At 31.4% G+C, this 20,494-nt stretch carries 16 protein-coding genes; 3 read left to right on the top strand and 13 right to left on the bottom strand.

Annotated features, from left to right (window positions below):
• Positions 1-9: 9 nt before the first annotated feature.
• From ACKTSU_RS02530 to surE, 8 genes are all read right to left on the bottom strand, one after another.
• Positions 10-3,312: a SusC/RagA family TonB-linked outer membrane protein gene (locus tag ACKTSU_RS02530; protein WP_408034803.1), complete on the bottom strand. Its 3,303-nt coding sequence runs from the start codon at positions 3,310-3,312 to the stop codon at positions 10-12.
• Between the two features lie 4 nt (positions 3,313-3,316).
• Entirely contained in the window at positions 3,317-5,842 is a 2,526-nt protein-coding gene (locus ACKTSU_RS02525; protein ID WP_408034802.1) for a zinc-dependent metalloprotease, read from the bottom strand.
• A gap of 96 nt (positions 5,843-5,938) precedes the next feature.
• Positions 5,939-7,546, bottom strand: a complete 1,608-nt coding sequence (locus ACKTSU_RS02520) for a sensor histidine kinase (protein ID WP_408034801.1) — start codon at positions 7,544-7,546, stop codon at positions 5,939-5,941.
• A gap of 5 nt (positions 7,547-7,551) precedes the next feature.
• Positions 7,552-8,328, bottom strand: coding sequence for a LytR/AlgR family response regulator transcription factor (locus tag ACKTSU_RS02515; RefSeq protein WP_408034800.1), 777 nt, complete (start codon positions 8,326-8,328; stop codon positions 7,552-7,554).
• Between the two features lie 101 nt (positions 8,329-8,429).
• Positions 8,430-8,987 (bottom strand): C40 family peptidase, encoded by a 558-nt coding sequence (locus ACKTSU_RS02510; protein ID WP_408034799.1) that lies wholly within the window; start codon positions 8,985-8,987, stop codon positions 8,430-8,432.
• Between the two features lie 7 nt (positions 8,988-8,994).
• Positions 8,995-10,107 carry a lipid-A-disaccharide synthase gene (lpxB, locus tag ACKTSU_RS02505; RefSeq protein ID WP_408034798.1) on the bottom strand — a complete coding sequence of 371 codons (1,113 nt, stop codon included), beginning with the start codon at positions 10,105-10,107 and terminating at the stop codon, positions 8,995-8,997.
• A gap of 9 nt (positions 10,108-10,116) precedes the next feature.
• On the bottom strand, positions 10,117-10,404 hold the full coding sequence (locus ACKTSU_RS02500) for a hypothetical protein (RefSeq protein ID WP_274634930.1): 288 nt from the start codon (positions 10,402-10,404) through the stop codon (positions 10,117-10,119).
• Positions 10,392-11,162, bottom strand: coding sequence for a 5'/3'-nucleotidase SurE (gene surE / locus ACKTSU_RS02495; RefSeq protein WP_120185539.1), 771 nt, complete (start codon positions 11,160-11,162; stop codon positions 10,392-10,394). The genes ACKTSU_RS02500 and surE overlap by 13 nt, the downstream gene beginning before the upstream one ends.
• Positions 11,163-11,543: 381 nt before the next feature.
• On the opposite strand from surE, the gene ACKTSU_RS02490 reads away from it, so the two are divergent.
• Together ACKTSU_RS02490 and ACKTSU_RS02485 are read left to right on the top strand one after the other, a co-directional pair.
• Positions 11,544-13,664 carry a carboxy terminal-processing peptidase gene (locus tag ACKTSU_RS02490; protein WP_408034797.1) on the top strand — a complete coding sequence of 707 codons (2,121 nt, stop codon included), beginning with the start codon at positions 11,544-11,546 and terminating at the stop codon, positions 13,662-13,664.
• Between the two features lie 45 nt (positions 13,665-13,709).
• Positions 13,710-14,324: an HD domain-containing protein gene (locus ACKTSU_RS02485; RefSeq protein ID WP_408034795.1), complete on the top strand. Its 615-nt coding sequence runs from the start codon at positions 13,710-13,712 to the stop codon at positions 14,322-14,324.
• On the opposite strand, the gene ACKTSU_RS02480 is transcribed toward ACKTSU_RS02485, so the two are convergent.
• Positions 14,319-15,113 carry a DUF2797 domain-containing protein gene (locus ACKTSU_RS02480; RefSeq protein WP_408034794.1) on the bottom strand — a complete coding sequence of 265 codons (795 nt, stop codon included), beginning with the start codon at positions 15,111-15,113 and terminating at the stop codon, positions 14,319-14,321. The two genes, ACKTSU_RS02485 and ACKTSU_RS02480, sit on opposite strands and share 6 nt — an antisense overlap.
• Before the next feature lie 66 nt (positions 15,114-15,179).
• Between ACKTSU_RS02480 and ACKTSU_RS02475 the strand changes: the two genes are divergently transcribed.
• Positions 15,180-16,688, top strand: coding sequence for a GH3 auxin-responsive promoter family protein (locus ACKTSU_RS02475; RefSeq protein WP_408034793.1), 1,509 nt, complete (start codon positions 15,180-15,182; stop codon positions 16,686-16,688).
• 2 nt (positions 16,689-16,690) lie between these two features.
• Here ACKTSU_RS02475 and ACKTSU_RS02470 read toward each other — a convergent pair whose 3' ends face one another.
• The 4 genes from ACKTSU_RS02470 to ACKTSU_RS02455 are packed head-to-tail and all read right to left on the bottom strand — an operon-like array spanning position 16,691 to position 20,388.
• Positions 16,691-17,155, bottom strand: a complete 465-nt coding sequence (locus ACKTSU_RS02470; protein ID WP_408034792.1) for a hypothetical protein — start codon at positions 17,153-17,155, stop codon at positions 16,691-16,693.
• 36 nt (positions 17,156-17,191) lie between these two features.
• Entirely contained in the window at positions 17,192-18,445 is a 1,254-nt protein-coding gene (locus ACKTSU_RS02465) for a tetratricopeptide repeat protein (RefSeq protein ID WP_408034791.1), read from the bottom strand.
• Positions 18,446-18,496: 51 nt separating this feature from the next.
• Positions 18,497-20,023, bottom strand: a complete 1,527-nt coding sequence (locus ACKTSU_RS02460; protein ID WP_408034789.1) for a M56 family metallopeptidase — start codon at positions 20,021-20,023, stop codon at positions 18,497-18,499.
• The gene (locus ACKTSU_RS02455; RefSeq protein ID WP_408034788.1) at positions 20,020-20,388 is read right to left on the bottom strand and encodes a BlaI/MecI/CopY family transcriptional regulator; all 369 of its coding nucleotides are present in this window, start codon (positions 20,386-20,388) and stop codon (positions 20,020-20,022) included. Before ACKTSU_RS02455 ends, ACKTSU_RS02460 begins: the two co-directional genes overlap by 4 nt.
• Positions 20,389-20,494 lie beyond the last annotated feature (106 nt).

The following is a 20,494-nucleotide window of genomic DNA, read 5'->3' as shown; positions in this document are numbered from 1 at the left end:
CTATATTTTTTAAAAAGAAAGGTTGAATCCGAAAGAAATAATTTTTGGTATTGGTTGTGAGTATGGACTACCAAAAGTTTCAGGGTCGAAATATCCATCGTAATCTGTTCCGAAAACAAATAGATTTCTTCCTTCTAGGTTAAAGCTTAATCTTGAAACATTGATACTTTCTAAGTACTTACTTGGTACATTGTACCCAAATTTTATACTGTTAACTCTTATGTATGAAATTTTATCTACCCAAATATCTAAATCTCTAAACGTATTACCTGAATCGTAAGTATGATACCAACTATAAACTAAACCAGTGTCAAAACCTGGTGTTGTACTTCCTATCAATGCTGGATAACTTCCTGTACCTGCTTGTAACACTTCTTTGTTAAAGTTATAGTTCGGACTTACTTGCGTTGGATGATACGAAGGTGTTCTTCTAACTGTTTGATTTAAGTTAAAATTTGTAGCTATACTTAAACTGAAATCTTTATACTGAAATTTATTGATGAAACCTCCACTAAACTCAGGATCTCCATTACCTACATAGGTATATAAATTTCTATGCTCTTCATCGGTTAATTGACTTCCATCAACTCCTTCTGATAAGTTATAAAAATCTACCGCTGTTACTTTCTTACCATCTTTCCAAAATAATGGTAATCCATTACTATCTATACCAGCAGTTTTAATGGCAAAAACTGCATTTACTCCGTATCCTAATAACGATGGTCTTAATTGATTATCTCTGGTTTGAATTCTTTCTACAGTATTTTTATTATGAGAAATATTAAAGCTAGTTGTCCATGTAAAATCATCTTTTACAATATTTCTCGTATTTATAGCTAATTCAACTCCTTTATTACTTAACGTTGCCCAGTTTGTATTGATAAAATTGAACCCAGACTCTAACGGTATAGCCTGTAAACCAATTAGATCAGTACTTTTACGATAGTAGTAATCTGCCGACACATATACTCTGTTATTAAACATCCCTAAATCAAATCCAACGTTTGATGAAACTGTTTTTTCCCAACGTAAATCTTTGTTTGGAGCAGAAATAATGTTAATACCTTCTTCTGTTGTTCCTGGTAAAATAGTTACCTCTTCATAAATACCTACAACGTAAGGAGAGGTAGATTTATCTATATTTCCTTGTACACCGTACGAACCTCTTATTTTAAGTTCATTAATAGCGTCTACATCAAAAAAGTCTTCTTTTGCTACGTTCCAAGACCCTGCTACAGACCATAATGGTAAGTATCTAAATTTTGGATTTACACCAAATAAATTAGAACCATCATATCGTAAACTTCCAAAAACAGTATACTTTCTATCATAAGTGTACGAAGCTGTTCCGAAGAAAGATGCGTATGCATTTTCGTTAACTGTTTTCCTATATGGTTCAAACAATTTATTCTTCAGTGCTCTTTCATCTGTTATTTGTACAGTAGTTAATGTATTAGGATTAAAACCAAATCCTTTTGTATGAATCTCTGTACGCTTATCTTCTCTAAATTCAGTTCCTAACATTACATCAATCTCATGAATATTATTAATTGATGTGTTGTAATTTAATGTACTCTTCCAGTTGTATTGAAAAGCATCGCTATTCCAGTTTTGAATTATACCTCCTTCTGGTAAGAAAAAAGCATTTTGTCCATTATCATCCTGATATCTAGATCTAAACCTGTATTTTCTTGTGTAATAGCTTTCTTTGTCTGAAAATTTCTCTGTTTTATCAAAATCGAACTGCATTCCAAACTGCGTGTATAGTTTTAAGTTACTGTTAAACTTATATGTAAGATCTATGATAGGTTTTATAGAATACGATGTTAGCTCTTGATTTGTATTTTGTCTTTCTTCTAAAGGATTATACTTAAAACTTACACTTAAATCGTACCTTTCAATTAAATCAGGATCATAATTGTAGCTTCCATGTGCATTATATGGTGTAAAGTAAGGGTTTACTCTTCTTGAATAATAAGCTGGGTTTGTATAAGCATCTGCCCCTGTTATATACGATGTACTTTTATTTCTACTCGCAAAAACTGATACTCCTACATTTAACTTATCATTTACATCATAATCATTTTTAAACGTAAGGTTGTATCTATTTAAACCAGTACCTTTTGTTGTTCCTTCTTCATCAAAATACCCTAAAGAGAAATAGTATCTTGATTTTTCACTACCACCAGAAAGCGTTAATCCGTATTGTTGATTAATAGCAGCTTGGTACAACTTATTACCCCAATTAACATCTTGATTTCTTAAGTTATTAATTGCGTTTTGAGCTAATGGGTTTATGCTAGAAAACCCATTACTTTGGAAGTTTCCGTATTCTCCGTAAGCATCTAAAATACGAGCCACTTCTCCTCTATTACTTTGGTAAGTTAAATCTGGTCTACTCGCTAAACCTAACTCAAAATCTACTTTCTCATTCGCATTCATTAAGTTTAACTTATCAAAATCTGGTCGTAAGGTTAAAAAAGTATTTGCGTTAAAGTTAATTCGCATAGCTCCTTCTTTACCTTTTTTCGTAGTAATTACAATTACTCCGTTTGCAGCTCTTGCTCCATATATAGAAGTTGCCGAAGCATCTTTTAATACGGTAATTTCTTCAATATCTTCTGGATTTATTCCTGCAATAGGAAAAGATTTTAAATTATCGATATTGTCTTTATCTCTAAAATCTTTTGGAATATCATTTCCTTGTAAAGGAATTCCGTCTAAAATCCATAAAGGATCAGATGAACCTGTTAAAGTTGATGTACCTCTAATTTGAATTTTTGCTGGCGCTCCTGGTGCTCCTGTAGTTGGTTGCACAAGTACCCCTGAAATTTCACCTGAAAGCATTTGATCTACGTTAGCTGTACCCGCACGTTTAACATCATCTGTTTTAATTTTAGCAAACGATGAAGTTACTTTTCTCTTTTCGATTTTTTGATACCCCATTATAACCACCTCTCCTAAAAGCTCTTCTTTTTCTTTTAGAGGTATTATAATGTTTGTACTTCTATTTTCTACATTTATTTTTTCAGTTTCAAACCCCATGTAAGAAATTATAATGTACTTTGTTTCTACTGGTGCATTGAAAGAAAAATTCCCGTCAAAATCGGTAGTTGTACCAATCATTGAAGCTTGGATAACACCGTCTATATTAGTTTTATTTCCAATTACTTTTGTTGAAGCATAAATAGTTACTCCTGGAAGTGTTTCATTTCTTGCTTCATCGATAACTGTTCCGCTTATTACTTTTGTGTTCTGCGCAAAAACTGAAAATGGTAGAAGAAGCAGTAAGTAAATTATTTTTTTATTCATCATCTTAATTATTCAAATTATACTCTATTCTAGCTATTAAATCATTGTAATGATTTTGTGTAGCTATGTTTCCTTTCTTCCTTTTCTTTTTCAATAATTTTAAAACCCTTTCTAATTCTGCTCTCTTGTTAGAACCTGCGTCTGATACTCTAGGTATGTATGTAAAGTGTACATTTTTGAAGTTCTTATCATCACTAGATATTGCCGTTTGTTTTGTTTTCTTTAAAAGTATGTTTCTATCAACAGTTAGTACATCTACATAATTTTTTTGAGTCATACGGTCAAACATATCTAACGGTTCATTCTTCATTGTTTTCTTGAAGATCGCCTTGTAAAGTTGATCAAATAAATACTCTTCGGTAAACGCTTCTTCAGTATCTGAAATCAACACTTTATTTTCTGTAATACGCATTAATCGATCGGTATGTACCAAACGATAAATCATATTCGTTTGATAAGCTCGATGCATGGAAATTGGAGAATAAAAACGTTCTCCGTCTGGTGCATCTCTTACAGGATATACTTTGTGAATTAACTCTGGAGTAAACAACCATTTTTGTGGTAAAATTGCCTCATTTATTATATACTCTAATGCCTCTTTTTGAACTTTAACCGGTACAGGTACAAAGGTATTTTTATTATCACCATAAATAGTATTATTAATATAAATTCCTCCAATGTTTGCCATTACATGACCGCTATAAAGTTGCCATTGGTCTATTACTGCTTTGTATAATTTGGCAGCTTTATAATAATCTTCTCCTTCTTCTTTTGTCCACGTTAAAATGTCAGGTACAATTCTCTGTAAATTTTTCAATCCGTACTCACTTGCTTTCACTGCATTATCTCCTAAATCTTCACTTTGTGACCTTGGATCTATAATTTCTCCTTGTTGTGGACCATAAAAATATAATGGATCATTTTCGTGTTTTCTTATCCATTGGTTTAGTATTGGTAATTCTTCATGAGCTGTTTTCGCATCTAACCAACGATACCCCCAATTGATAGCATACTTATCATACACTCCTATTTTGGGACTGACTTCTGTTACATTATCTCCTGGTTGTGCAACATAATTATAACGAGCATAATCCATTATAGACGGAGCTGTTCCGCCCATTTTTTTAGTAAAACTTGCTGACCTCAACGAGTCTACAGGATAACTAAACGATGCTCCCATATTATGCTTTAATCCAAACGTATGTCCTACTTCATGAGAAGACACAAACCTTATAGATTCTCCCATAATTTTATCTGAAAAAACATTGGCTCTTGCTTCTGGGTTTATAGGTCCTGTTTGCACACGAATCCACTGATGTAACCCTTTCATTAGGTTATGCCACCAAATAATATCTGATTCTAAAATTTCTCCACTTCTTGGATCTACTATAGATGGCCCCATCGCATTTTGCCTTTCTGAAGCTACATAAGTAATTACTGAATAACGGACATCATCAATATCGAAATCTTTATCTTCTTTGGTCACTTCTTTAACAACCACAGCATCTTTAAATCCTGCTTGCTCAAAGGCTTTATTCCAATCATATACTCCATCTTTTATATATGACACCCATTTTTTTGGTGTTGCAGGATCTATGTAATAAACAATCTGTTTTTTTGGAGTTACTAACTCTCCTTTTTTATATTTTTCTATTTCCTCTTCTTTAGGCTCTAACCTCCAACGTGTAATTAATTCACGATGCTCTACTTCATGTTGACTATCTGAGTAATAATCCATAGGTTTACTAAAATACCCTATCCTTTTGTCTCCAAAACGAGGTTTCATTATATTAGTTGGAAGCAAAACGATATTTGTTGTTACCCCTATAGATAAAGGTAAAGCAGCACTTTTTCCTTCAGAAACTGATGTCGTTAAAAGAGATTTAACTACAATATTTTTTGAAAACGTTTTTAATGTTTCAATTTTTGATAGTTTCGTTTTAACACTACCTCCCAAACCTATATTGGCTAGTAAATCATTAAAACTTTTATCTTCTCCGTTAAACACTCTATTTATTTTAATAAGCGCTGTAGTCTTCTCTTCGTTTTCAGACTCTATTTTAAATCCTTCAATAATAGACTCCCCAAAGTTTTCTTGCACAGAAAGAGTTATTGCGTTGTCTTTTGGTGATTTAACTCTTGGCGTTAGTGTTTTTACCCAAACCTTGTTTAGCACAGTGTCTTTATAAAACCTAATTAATTTGGTTTCATAAGCCATTCCTTTATTTAATCCATGTCCGTTTAGTTCGTAAGGAACCTTTGACACTTTGTTGACAATTAAGAAGTCCTTTGAAAACAATGAATCAGGAATTTCAAAATAAATATCTTCTTTTAATTTATAAATATTGAATAATCCTTTTTTTATGTTCCCTTCTTTTTTCAGTTTAGAATAAGATACATTGCTACTATCTTTAATAGAATCTTTCTTCTCCTCTTCTTTTTTTTGCGCAAAAAGAGAAGTGGTAAAAACCACAAACAGTAAGCTTAGTGTTTTTAATTTAACATTCTTCATTTGAGTATAACTCTTCATAAATTATCTTGATTAACAAGAAACCAAATGTAGAACTGAAGATGTTTTTTAAAAACTAAATGGGAGTGAAGTACTTATTAAAAGGAGTGAATTTTACTATTTTGACAACAAAGGCAGATAACATTTAAAACTTTCTTCAAAAACCTCTGTTTTAAATGTAGTTACTCTATAAAACGCATAAAAATCTTTTAAATAACTTAATCCAATACCGTAGCCTGTTTCTTTTTTATTTTTTCTAGGATTATAATTATTACTAACTACTATCTGGTCTTCCTCTATTAAAACTTTAATAAAAAGTGGTGTTTTTTTTGTTATTTCATTATGCTTTATTGCATTTTCAACTAAGGTTTCTAAAGCTAAAAAAGGTATTTTTTTAAATAAACTTTTTTCATCTGCTTTATTTACAATATCTAAATTTATACTATTGTTAAATCTAATCTTTTGCAAAAAGAAATACTGCTCTAAAAAATATAGCTCCTCTTTAACTGTAGCCTTATTAGCATCTCTTTCTTTTAATAGATACCTATAAACCTCTGATAGTTTTAATACAAACTGTTGAGACATGGTTTTATCTAACCCTATTAAAACATGTAATGAATTCAAGGTATTAAATAAAAAATGAGGATTTAATTTCTTACGTAATTGACTTAATTGTAAACGAGCATTTTTTTGTTGATACTGCTCGTTACTTATAGCTAATCGTTTTCGTTCTTTTTCATATTGAAGTGCTTTTAAATGTTGACTTCTTAGTTGACTACGAGAAAAACCGAGTATTAACATAAAAGTTAATAATGCCAACAAGCTCATCCAAAGTAAATATTCCTTTATATTATTTACAGACTCCTTAATAAAGATATTTAAAGGGAAACTGGTTATTAAAATTAAATTAGAATTCCCTATTTGTATAACATCATAATATCTCATAACCTCCAAGTTTAAATACTCAGAAGTTACTGCCACTTTAATTTCTTCAGTATTGTTATTTTTCTGCTTACTAAGCCTCCCTACAATCTGACTTGATGAAATTTTATCAAAAAAAGAAGCTTCGTACCTTCCTATATATGATATTTCAGGATGTAGCATACAAACCCCCTCTTCAGTTGTTAAAATAACATATCCTCCTCTTCCACTATACTTTTGTGAAAAATAATTCCAATATTTCAACAAGTTAATATTATACCCAAAAACAACATAAGAATCATCTTGCAGCTGGTATTTTATTATTTCTTGATAGTATGGTTTTCCTTCTAAAAGTATAACAGCATCAGTGACTTGATTTACATCTTGTAACTTCTCAACTTTTTGTAAAACTTCTACCTCAATATTTTTCTCTCCTAAAAAGTAAGAATCAACAATCTGTCCTTCATTAAAAAAATAAACAAAACTTGCATCAATATTCTCTTCAGAGAAAGCCAACTCACTATTAAACAGCAATCTATTCCTTAATTCTCTTTCATTTGAACTATTAATATTTTCAATAATTTTTTGGGCATCTACAATAAATTTGTTGTACTCATTAAAATCGAACTGTAAAATACTCTTCTTTTCTTTAGCATATTGCTCTACAACAACCTCCATTAACCCTTCTGCCTCCGAAGTTATTTTTTGGGTTATAAGTCTATACCCTATAAAAAATAATATAATCAGCGATACACTTACTAAAAGGTAATATTGATGTTTTCTTTTTTTAAACAGAAATCTCATTCCTTCTAATTATCTAACCAACTCTTAAACTCTTTAATTCTTTGTGCACTTACTAAAAGCATCTCTTCTACATTAAGACCAGGTTGTAAATCTATTTTTATACGATTATTACTGTATTTTGAAATGTTTTTTATAGCTGAGTGTTGGATGATGTACTTTCTATTGATTTTAAAAAAATCTTTTTCTGAAAGTTCTTCTTCTAAACTAGAAATAGTCCCATCATAAAGGTAGCTTTCATTATCAAAAGTAAACAGAAATAAATATTTTCCTTGTGCCATAAAATAAGCTACATCTTCTCTTTTTATAGAAATAGATAAATTTCCTTTTGAGACTAAAAAACGTTCTTTTTCTTTTTGATCGTTTATTTTGCTACTCATTTGTAATAGCAATTGCTCTAATTTATCACCATAACCTTTCTCTTCTTTTAAGCCTACATACTTCTCTATCGCTTTAAGTAAAGCTTCTTCACTGTAAGGTTTTAATAAGTAATCTATAGCAAAAAACTGAAATGATTTTATAGCATACTCATCAAAAGCTGTTGTAAAGATAATTGGTGTAGATATTTTTAGTTTTTCAAAAATCTCAAAACTATAACCATCCCCTAAATGAATATCACTCAAAATTAAATCACAGGTATTATTTTGAAGCCATACAACTGAATCTTCAACGCTTTCTAATCGCTTTTTTACAGAAATTGAATAAGGACTGTTAAGTAATAAATTTTCTAAAGAAGATGCTGCCAAGTCTTCATCTTCAATAATAACTACATCTAATACTTTCATTTACTTTATAGAGATTTAAGAGGTGTCTCCAAAAGTATTAAATTATTTTTATCTTTAATTAAAAGTTATGTTTACGCTAACATATAAACATTCACTAAAAATTACAACACCCTTTTCGCTTCAATAAAAGCACGTTTCCAGTAATTTTCGTGTAGTGAGGTTACAATCACCCCTTTTGAAGTAGTTGAGTGAATAAAACGTACATCTCCATTATCAACAGAAGTTACCAAACCTACATGATTTATAGACCCTCTCCTTCCTCTTGTTTTAAAAAACAATAAATCACCTCTTTGTACTTCTCGTAACGAAATTTTCTCTCCTTGTCGATACATTTCACGAGAACTTCTGGCAATAGGAACCTCACGTTGTTGAAACGACGTGAAAATTAATCCAGAGCAATCCATTCCTTTTTTTGTCATTCCGCCAAAACGATACGGAACTCCTTTGTAGGTAACTGCTGTCCATATAATTTTATCGGCAACGGTTACTTCTTTTACCTCAACCTCTTCAGTAGCTTCTGTCTTAACGCTTGCAACATCAACCGTTTTAGGGCTAATTGTTGATGCTGTTTTTTGGTAAGCTCCACTTATATTTTTTGATGATCCACAAGAAACCATTAAAAATGACAATGTGCATAGAAAGAGGATTTTTTTAATCATAGGTGTTTTATTTTTTTACTCCATCAACAATTAATTTTGCTGCTTTGGTAGAGGCTCCTTTACCTCCTAGTTTTTGTTCTAAATCAAAGTACGATAAAAATAATTGCTGACGATGTTCTGCTTCAAGAATACGCTCTAACTCATACTTTAAGTTTTCTTTCGTAAAATCATTTTGAATCAATTCTTTTACCACTTCTCTATCCATAATCAAATTGACTAGTGATATATAACTTAAGGTAATAATTCGTCTTGCGATTTGATACGATATATTGCTTCCTTTATAACACACCACCTGCGGAACTTTAAACAGCGCTGCTTCTAAAGTTGCGGTTCCTGACCCTACCAAAGCGGCATACGAAACACTTAATAAATCGTAAGTTTTATTATTGATGAATTTCACATTTGCATCGCCAATAATTTCTTGATAAAACTCATACGACTGACTCGGAGCGCCCGCCACCACAAACTGATACTCAGGAAAATCATCAACCAATGATAACATTACCGATAGCATTTTGGTTATCTCCTGTTTTCTACTTCCTGGTAGTAATGCTATGATTTCTTTATAGCCTAAATCGTGTTCTTTTCTAAATTTATCTATCGACACCTGCTTTCTACCAGCAATTCCGTCAATTAAAGGATGCCCTACAAAGTGTACATCGTACTCGTACTTCTTGTAAAACTCTTTTTCAAACGGAAGAATCACAAACATTTCATCAATATCGCGTTTGATATCTTTTACTCTACCTGCTCTACTTGCCCAAACTTGCGGCGAAATATAATAATTGGTTCTAAAACCTTGTTGTTTTGCCCATTTAGCAATACGAAGATTAAACCCAGAATTGTCTATAAAAATAAGTACATCAGGATTGAATTGAGCAATGTCTTTTTTACAGAAAGAAATCATACCTAAAATCTTTCGTAAGTTCATCAACACCTCAACAAACCCCATAAAAGCACGCTCTTTATAGTGTTTAACCAACGTACCTCCTACTTCTTGCATCAAATCTCCACCCCAAAAACGAATCTCTGCTTCTGGATCTTGTTTCAACAACGCCTTCATTAAGTTTGCTCCGTGTAAATCACCCGAAGCTTCTCCTACAAGAATGTAATACTTCATTTACTAAAATTAGAAAAATTTTAAAATTGCGGTTAATAACGCTACTGCAATGGTAGTTATTAACACTCCTCTTGCTCTATAATCTTGCTTCTTTTTTAAAAATACCCAAAACACAAATAAGTTAGGTATAGCCGATAATGCTATTACCGATCCTAACATACCTCCTTCTTTTATTTTGTTTAGTGTTTCAGATAAGTCTGATTGTGAAATGTATTGTAAATACACAAAAAATCCACATGCTGTTGCCAACAACGACACTAAAATTCCTATGGCTATTTCTTTCTTTATATGTCCCATGTATGTAATTTTTGAATTGCGTGATGCGCTGTCATATCAAACTGAACAGGCACCACAGAAATATAACCGTTTTCTAACGCCCAAATATCAGTGTCTTGTCCTTTATCTCTGTTTACAAACTCTCCTGACAACCAATAATATTCTTTTCCGAACGGACTTTTACGCTTATCAAATGTTTCTTTCCAATATCCGTTTGCTTGTCTACAAATACGAACTCCTTTAATATCTTTCTCTTTTAACTTCGGAATGTTTACGTTTAAAATAACTCCATCAGGCAAGCCATTTAACAACACATTTAACGCAATTTTTTCTATAAACTTACGCGCAGCTCTAAAATCAGCATGCCAATCAAAATCTAACAATGAAAAACCAATGGCTGGAATTCCTTCAATACCTGCTTCAACAGCAGCACTCATCGTTCCTGAATAAATTACATTGATAGATGAATTAGAACCATGATTGATTCCAGAAACACATAAATCAGGTGTGCGATTTAATATTTCGTTCTTTGCCATTTTAACACAATCGGCTGGAGTACCTGAACAACTATATTCTATTTGCGGGCCTTCATCTATGGTAATTGGGTTACAATGCAACACATTATTCACCGTAATTGCATGTCCCATTCCACTTTGCGGGCTATCAGGAGCTACTACTACTACATCTCCTATTTTATTCATGATTTCAATCAACATTCGAATACCTGGAGCAGTAATTCCATCATCATTCGTAACCAAAATTAAAGGTCTGTCTTGCATAGTATGTAAGTTTTACAACAAATGTAACATAAAAAAAGGATTCTTTTTTTAACATTTTGTAAAGACAGATTGGTTGTATTTATGCGTAAAATTGTGGTAATCAAACACAAGCGTCATGATACGAATTATTGTTCATCTTACCATTTTTATTATTTCGGCTTTTTGTGCTATTATTTCAATCTAACACAAGATATATTATCTAAGTGTTTTAAGAGAGATCGTAGTATTACATCCTTGAATGAACCTAAAGTTTAAATCAAGAGAATAAAAATTAAACTGCTGCTTTTATAAAAAGCAACAAAACTTAAAAAATTGGCATTATTTTAGTAGCTTAGCAACACAACTAAACTACTCAACACAAATTTAAAGATAGAAGGTTTTATGAAGACGAAGCTTATTATTCCATTTTTAGCAATTACATTATTATTTTCGAACTCTGTTAGCTCGAATACACTTCCTAATAATGACCCAGAAAAAGATAGAGTTATTGTATATGTTTTAAAAAACATTTTAAGTCGTTACCATTATGTTCAAAAAGATTTGAATGACGATTTTTCTGAACATGTATATACAACTTTCATTGATGGTTTAGATCCAAGTAAACGCTATTTTACACAAGAAGATTTAAAAGAATTCTCTCAATATAAATATCAAATAGATAATCAACTAAGAGAATCTAACATTGATTTTTACAAACTAGTTTATAATCGTTTTCTTGAAAAAATGGAATCAGGAAAAGCAAATTATCGTGCTTTGTTAAAACAACCTTTTAACTACAAAAAAAATGAGATAATTGATATTGATTACGATAAGATTCCGTTTGCTAAAAACGAAACCGAATTAACCGACTACTGGAGAAAACAATTAAAACTATCTATTTTAAGTAATATAGAAGATGCTGAAGCTCAACAAAACGAAAAAGCAAAAAAAGACAAAAACTTTAAAAAGAAATCTTTTAAAGAATTAGAAGTTGAAGCTAGAAAGAAAGTATTAAAAAACATGGACGACTTGTACATGCGTATAGGCGAATTGGAAAATTCTGACTGGTACTCTACGTTCTTAAATAGTGTGGTAAGTGGTTTTGATCCGCACACTACTTACATGTCTCCGAATATTAAAACACGTTTCGATCAAGAAATGTCTGGTAAGCTTGAAGGAATTGGTGCTCGTTTACAAAAGAAAGGAATTTACACGCATATTGTTGAGTTAATTTCTGGTGGTCCTGCTTGGAAACAAGGTGAACTAGAAGCTGATGATATCATATTAAAAGTTGCTCAAGGAGACGAAGAGCCTTTAGATATCGTAGGAATGCGTTTAGACGATGCTATTAAGTTTATCAAAGGAAAAAAAGGGACTGAAGTACGTTTAACCGTTAAGAAAAAAATTGATGGTTCTATTAAAGTTATTCCTGTTATTAGAGATGTTGTAGAATTGGAAGAAACTTTTGTTAAATCGAGTATTGTTGAAAAGGATGGTAAAAAATACGGAGTAATAAATCTTCCGAGATTTTATATTGATTTCAATGACTTAAGCAGAAGAGATGCTGCAAAAGACATGGAGCAAGAAATTGAGCGTTTAAAGAAAGAAAATATTGAAGGTTTAATCGTTGACTTACGTGATAACGGAGGTGGTTCGTTAAAAACAGCAATTGAAATTGGAGGATTATTCATTAAAGAAGGGCCTATAGTACAAGTAAAGTACCGTGGAGAAGATCCTTTAGTAAAAAATGATACCGATTCTAAAATACAATGGGAAGGACCATTAGTAGTAATGGTAAATGAATTCTCTGCTTCTGCTTCAGAAATTTTTGCTGCAGCAATGCAAGATTATAAACGTGGAGTTATTATTGGTGGTAAACAAACTTACGGTAAAGGAACCGTACAAAACGTATTACCTATCAATCGTTTTTATGAGCAATATCCTGATGACTTAGGAGCCTTAAAAATGACCATTCAAAAGTTTTATAGAATCAACGGTGGTTCTACACAAATTGAAGGTGTTTACTCTGATATTTCATTACCTAGTAGATACAGTTATATGGACTTTGGCGAACGTGATTTAGATGGAGCTTTACCATGGGATAAAGTAAAACAAGCTAAATATACAACTACCAATACCTATAGTAACTTTGCTGATGTTGTATACAACAGTAAGCAACGTGTAATGAGTGATGAAAAATTTAATAAAATAAACGATTACGCTAAGTGGTTAAAGAAAAACCAAGACGAAAGAGTATACTCATTAAATTACGATACTTTTAAAAAGGAAAGTGAAGCTAAAGTTAAAGAAGGCGAACAATATAAAGATATCTTCAAGTTCGATTCTCATTTAACGTTTAAATCACCCAAATACGAATTAAACTTATTTAAAAAAGACACTGTTTTAGAGGAAAAACGTGTTGCTTGGCATAAAAACTTACAAAAAGACATTTACATCAATGAAGCATTAAATGTATTAAGTGAGTTACGAATGAATAACCACCAAGTTGCCATAAAAAATTAAAAAACGGGGATATCCCCGTTTTTTTTATCTTATTATTTTACTCCTATGCTAAAAAATACTTTTCTAAGTTTAGCCGCTAATTATTCTGATAACAAAACATTACACCTAACTCTTTGGGAAGAGATTGTTAAAAACCATACTAACAAAAAACGATACTACCACACTTTAGTTCATCTAGAAAATTTACTTTTTCAATTATCTCAAGTGAAAACAGAAATTAGCTCTTGGAATACTATTTTATTTACACTTTTTTATCACGATGTAATCTACAATTCACTTAAAAATAACAATGAAGAAAAGAGTGCTGAATTCGCTATAGAAAGAATGCAACTACTCTATGTACCTAAAGAAATTATTAAAAGGTGTGAAAATCAAATTTTAGCTACTAAACATCATAAAGTATCAGAAGATACTGACACCAATTATTTTACCGATGCTGACTTAGCTATTTTGGGCTCAAATTGGGAAAGATACGAGCAATACTATAAAAATGTGCGAAAAGAGTACGCTGTGTATCCTAACTTAGTTTACAATCCTGGTCGAAAAAAAGCTCTAAAACATTTTTTAACCATGGATAATATATTTAAAACTGAATACTTCCATCAAAAATTTGAAAAAACTGCTCGTATAAATATTCAACGAGAAATGGATTTACTATAGCAACTCAATCTTCACAACTAACCCTTCATTGGCACGAACATTAAAAACCGTTTCGTCTTCAAAAATTAGGTATTGTCCTTTTATTCCAACCAACTTACCTGTATAGTTTTCTTCTTTCTCTAAGTTTAAACTTTTAGGTTTTTTTGGATATTTCTCTACAGGAAATTGAATATTTGTTTCCGTATTCGTAGCTATATAATATTCTTTTGCTTCTTCAGGAATAAACTCTTGTAAGCGCTCCCTCCACTCCACTAAATTTTCATCCTTAATGTCATTTTTAAGCATCGTTCTCCAATTGGTCTTATCTGCAACGTGTTCTTTTAAAGCAACTTCCGTTATTCCTGCTAAATATCGATTCGGCACCTCAACTATTTCAATAGCTTCGTGTGCTCCTTGATCAATCCAACGAGTTGGCACTTGTTGTTTTCTTGTTACTCCCACTTTTACATTACTTGAATTTGCCAAGTACACAATATGTGGTTGTAACTGCACTTTTTTCTCATATTCTAAATCTCTATCTTCTTCTCCTAAGTGTGCTTTACTCAGCTCAGGACGCATAATCCAATCACCAGCAGTAGGTGTTTCGAAAAAGCAACTCTTACAAAAACCTTGTCGATAAATTTTCTTTTCTAAATGGCAGTTTAAACACTCATAAGTAACAAAACTTAAAGACATTTCTCTATTCAATAACTGATTCATATTCAAATAACCAGATGGCATCTCTAAATAATACTGAACAGTCGTTAGGTTCTCTGTAGGCATTTTTTTTAAAACTCCTTGGTATTGCATGTCTTAAATTTTATTACTTTTAGCTTCACAAACTTACTGTAAAAAAATTGAATTAAGAGTTAAACTATGACGTTTCCATTTATAAATTCAATCATTTCTTGGTTCTTAAAAAAGCGTAAACATCAAGTAGAGTTGTTTTTAAAATACCCTATTGATGTACAAAATGAATTGTTACTCAAACTCGTAAGTGCTGCTAAGAATACTGAATTTGGAAAACAACAAAACTTTGCTTCAATTAAAAATTACTCCGACTTTGCAAATAATATTCCTATTCAACGTTACGAGAGTATTGAACCACTTATTGAACGCTGTAGAAAAGGAGAACAAAATTTGTTTTGGCCAACACCTATCCGTTGGTTTGCAAAATCTAGCGGTACTACCAACGCAAAAAGTAAGTTTATTCCTGTAAGTGATGAAGCTATTGAATATTGCCATTTTAAAGCAGGAAAAGACATGTTGTGCCTGTATATTAACAACAATGAAGATGCCAAGTTATTTACAGGAAAAGGACTTCGCTTAGGCGGAAGCTCTGCTGTATATGAAGACAATAACTCTTATTTCGGAGATCTTTCAGCTATTATTATTGAAAACATGCCTTTTTGGGCAGATTTCAGCTCTGCTCCTAAACAAGAAACAGCATTGATGAGTGAATGGGAAACGAAAATGGAAGCCATTATCAACGAAACCATTCACGAAAACATTACCAGTTTGGTTGGAGTTCCTTCTTGGATGCTAGTTTTACTAAACAAAGTTTTAGAAAAAACTGGAAAGGATAATATTTTGGAAGTTTGGCCTAATTTAGAAGTATACTTTCATGGAGGAATCAACTTTAACCCATATCGTGAACAGTACAAAAAGTTGATTCCGAAAGACGATTTTAAATACTATGAAACCTATAACGCTTCTGAAGGATTCTTCGCTATCCAAGACCGAAACAATTCTGAAGAAATGTTATTGATGTTAGATTACGGGATTTTCTATGAGTTCATTCCTATGGATCAATACGATGGTGAAAACTCTATTGCAATTCCTCTTTCCGAAGTAAAAAAAGATATAAACTATGCTGTTGTAATAACTACAAATGGCGGTTTATGGCGTTATTTAATTGGAGACACAGTTAAATTTACCTCAACCGATCCTTATCGTATAAAAATTACTGGACGTACCAAACATCACATCAACGTTTTTGGAGAGGAATTAATTATTGAAAATGCTGAAGAAGCATTAAAAGCTGCCAGTGATAAAACCAATAGTGAAATAAAAGAATATACTGTTGGGCCTATCTTTATGAACGGAAAGGAAAATGGAGCGCATGAATGGATTATAGAGTTTGAAAAGCCTCCTAAAAATCTTGCCTTCTTTACTGAAATGTTAGATAACGCCCTAAAAAATTGCAACTCTGACTACGAGGCTAAACGTTATAACAATATGACCTTAGCAATGCCAAAAGTGCATCAAGCCCGCAAAGGTTTATTTTACGATTGGATGAAAGAAAAAGGGAAATTAGGTGGTCAACACAAAGTTCCGAGATTATCTAACGAACGTGGTTTTGTAGAGGAGTTGTTAAAACTCTAAGCTTATTTTGTTTGAATTTTTAATGGTAAATGATATTGCGTAACTACAGGAATACCTCTTTTTGTTGCGGGTTGTATTTGTGGCAATTTTTCAATAGTAGATTTTAAAATACTATCTAACTCTGGAAGTTGCTGCGTAACATTATTTGAAGCCGTAATGTTTTTCAATATAAATTTACCTTCAGTATTAATTAATAAATCAATAAGTACCTCTTCTTCTATTCCTTCTTGTATTACAAAAGAATACTCTTGTAAACTTTTAGCAAACCTTTCATGAATTTCTTCTCTAAAACACTTCGATTTTTCTTCTTCTGAAAGACTTCTACATCTATTAAAAGCAGGTGAAACATCTACTTTCGTAAAATCTACTATAGTATCTAGAGTTTGTAGATTCTCCTTTTTAGGTGGTAAAAAAAAATCACAAGAAGTAGTTAGTAAAAGTAAAAAGACGGTATAACGTATATTCATCTTATTGATTTTAAGATGAATATACGAATTTTACCACTAATCTAAAATTTCTCCTTGTAAGAAATAATACTTTTTAATTGCTTCTACCCTATCTTTTGCATGCTCAGTCATAGAGGAATCTTTTCTTTCAAAACGATTTACATAGTTTTTATAATGCTTATACGCTATTCTTTTATCCTCATAATAATTTTCACTCTTTCTTGCTAATTGATATAAAGCTTTATAATTTTTTCTATTTTCTTCTACTGCTTTTTTATAAAAACTCAATTCTTCTTTAGGGTTCCCTAATTTTTCATAAACTCGCGCTAACTGATAATACTCTACATCTCTTGGTTCTTTACCTGCAAAGGTTGCCATCATATAATCCAACTGAGCTTTATAATACTTTTTTTGTTCAAAATTGATATCTCCCAAATAAGTATACGCTTTAAAATCTGATCGATCTATATTAAGTGCTTTATTAAAATACTCTTTCGCCTTCTTATACTTCTTCAAATTAAAATAACTTCGTCCTAACATTTTTTGAGTATAATGCTCATTAGGCTCTATAGAATCTATCTTATCTAATAGCTTAATCGCTTCTTTATACTTTTCCTTTCTGTAGAGGTTATTAATTTTAAGTTTGTTTAAAGCGATGTGATTCGGATCCACTTCTAAACCTCTATTGATAAAAATGGTTGCAGAATCTTTATCTCTTAAAAAAGTATACGCCAACGCCAATTGATGAATCGATTTAATATGCTCCTCATCGTTTTTGTAAGCTTCTAAAAAGCTATTAATTTTTAAATTACTCTTGTCCAACATTGCATATCCAACTCCTAATTGATAGTAATAATTTGCATTTGTACTATCTCTCTGGGTTAAACTCTTAAAAGTTTCTATCGACTTAGCAGGTTGTTTGGTTTTTGCGTATAATTTTCCTAGTTGATATTGTATCAATAAATTTTCGGCATCCTCATTTACAATTCCTTCATAAATTTCAATTGCCTTTTCTAACTTTTTTTCTTTCTGATACGCTTTTCCTAAGTTTACTTTTACAGTATAATCATCTTCCAATGCTAATGCTTGCTCATAATATTTAGAAGCTTGCTTATGATTATCTATAGATGCATAGATTGCAGCTATCTTTGAAGTTGATTGAAAAGTAGTATCCAACTCATGTAACTTTGTTAATGCTGTTTGATAGCGTCCTTTATTTAGTAAACTATCAATAGTTTGAAAAGCCGAAACTTGCGCCTCGACTTTTATAATTCCTACTACAAAAACAATAAGTAAAATTTTATTTTTCACGTTTCTATTTTTGGTATTGTTCATTGGTTAACTGAGACCAAGATACTTATTTTATTTCACCTCAAAAGTAATTGGTAAGGTATACCCTACTCGTACTTTCTCTCCTCTATACTCACCTGGTTTCATTTGAGGCAATTTTTGTGCCAATTCTTCAGCATACTGTTTTAATGTTGGATGCGGAGCTCTTCCTCTTACATCTATTACTTTACCTTCTTTGTCTATTTTAAATTGTACATAAATTCGTTTTTTTCCTGCTGGAAGTCCAAGGTCTTTAGTTATTGACATATCAAAATTATCTTGCACAAACTTGCTTACACTTTTATGAAAACAGTCTTTATCTCCTTCTGCACATCCAGGAAACGTTGGTACTTTATCTAGCATAGCAAAAGGAACGTCTTCTCCCTCTATTGTGTTTCCCTTATTAGATTTAAATTTTTTAAGTGAAACGCTCATATCCATAAATAAAACTTTACGAGCTTTATTCTCAAACCCTTCATAAACTTTTAAGTCTATATCTTGGCCTTTTTCTTTAAATCTATTTACAACTTCATTGTATTCAGACAACTCTAAACTCGTTAGATCTTTTAATTGTACTTCTTTTGTTTTAGGTTTTTCAACCCCCATATACACATCCATATAAGATTGCTTTGATTCAAAAATTCGCTTATTAATTCCTGACTCATCTAAATACATAACTGAATTTTCTTTTTGCTGCTCAACATTACTTGTTTCACTTGAACATGCTGTATATAAAATCATACTTCCTAAAAGTGGAACTAGCAGTAAATATTTTAGCTGTTTTACCTTTTTTGATTGTGTTTTCGTCATCATAATAATTCGTTTTTTGATTAATGAATGTTTATAAAATTGATTAATGAATGAAATATGCTCGACCTGAAAAATATCAGCGAGTAAATGGTTGATATAATTTTCTTTTTTATCAGATTTACTTGCTACAGCATCTGAAATATACTCATGAACTAACGAAATACGATTTTGATACACATACACCATTGGATTAAACCACATTACTATTTTTAAAAATTCAAAAAACAGTAAGTCTAACGTATGTTTCTGTTCACTATGTACCAATTCGTGTTGAATGATTTTTTCTTGCTTTGATGATGGAATATCCTTTCCTAAAAAAATATAATTGAAAAATGAAAACGCTTTGGTTTCTTTCGGAAGTAATATCAATTTATAGTCATCTTTTCGAGTAGTTCCGTATTGTAATACCAGTCGGATGATACGTTCTAATTTTACTAAAAACACTATTAAAAACAAGGTACATCCACTCCAAAACAACACGTCTAAATAAGTAATAGACTGATACCAAGCCGCTTTCTCAATCACTTTTTGAGGTGACAACACTACCTCTGGTAATAAAATATAATATTCTTGCGGCACAGCTTTTTGAACCGTTGGAATTTTAAACAAGGGTAACACAAATGAAAGCACTGCTGTACCCAACAAATACCATCGGTTTTTAGTAAAAAAGGTTTCTTTGCTTAAAAAGAAATCGTACACCGTTACAAACAGTACCTGAAATAATATAATTTGAATAATATAGTTGATCATGACTTCTTATTTTTATTTACCTCTTTTAAAATACTTTCTAGCTCTTGAATGTCCATTTTATTTTCTTTCATAAAAAACGACACCATACTCTTAAATGAACCTCCAAAATAACCATCCATTAACTTGTGTAAACTCTCATTGCTATAGTCAGACTTTTCTATCAACGGGTAATATTCATACCCTCTACCCTTTGGTTTATGCCCCACAAACTCCTTAGTTTCTAAAATTCTAATTATGGTAGAAACCGTATTGTATGCTGGCTTTGGTTCTGGCAACTGCTCAATTACTTCTTTTACCGATGCTATTTTTAAATCCCATAACACCTGCATTATTTGCTCTTCTGCCTTCGTTAATTGTTTACTCATAGTACTTTATATGAAATATTTCTGAAACAAATATAACTAAAAAATTAGTTAAACTAATTTTTTAGTTAATAAATATGTAACAAAGCTTTCCTATCTTCGTCATATC

This window comes from Tenacibaculum aestuarii, assembly GCF_964510395.1.
GTDB lineage: Bacteria > Bacteroidota > Bacteroidia > Flavobacteriales > Flavobacteriaceae > Polaribacter > Polaribacter aestuarii.
This window is presented reverse-complemented; position numbering and strand designations above follow the sequence as displayed.